The sequence below is a fragment of the Aeromonas sp. EERV15 genome, from assembly GCF_900079845.1.
GTDB classification, from domain to species: domain Bacteria; phylum Pseudomonadota; class Gammaproteobacteria; order Enterobacterales; family Aeromonadaceae; genus Aeromonas; species Aeromonas sobria.
The window spans coordinates 1-458 of sequence record NZ_FKKY02000128.1; the positions used below are offsets into that span (position 1 = coordinate 1).

General features: G+C 74.2%; 1 pseudogene. It reads right to left on the reverse strand.

The annotated features are described in order from the left end of the window. Window positions 1–82: 82 nt before the first annotated feature. Window positions 83–458: pseudogene (locus tag BN4575_RS22890) on the reverse strand (acetyl-CoA carboxylase carboxyl transferase subunit alpha); the annotation flags it as partial.

A 458-nucleotide genomic window follows, 5' to 3' on the forward strand; every position in this document is an offset into this window, starting at 1 on the left:
GTCCGCAGCGCCTTGCCGTAGTCCATCCGCGAGCCGTATAGCCCCGGCGCCCGGGGAGGGCCAGCCGGAGCGCCGGGCAGCGCTACCCGACGAACGATCCGAGCCCGCGGAACCGGCGGTACCGGTCGTCGACGAGCTCCTCCGGGCTGAGCCCGTCCATCGACGTGAGCGTCGCCCAGAGCGCCTTGTCGAGCCGCACCGCCGCCTCGTCGTGGTCCTGGTGCGCGCCGCCGGTCGGCTCCTCGACGATCGTGTCGACGACGCCGAGCTGCAAGAGGTCCGGCGCGGTGATCTTGAGCCGCGCCGCCGCCTCGTCGGCCCGCGCCCCGTCCTTCCAGAGGATGGCCGCGCAGCCCTCCGGCGAGATGACCGAGTAGCAGCTGAACTCCAGCACCAGCACCCGGTTGGCGACGCCGAGCGCCAGCGCGCCGCCCGAGCCGCCCTCGCCGATGACGGTC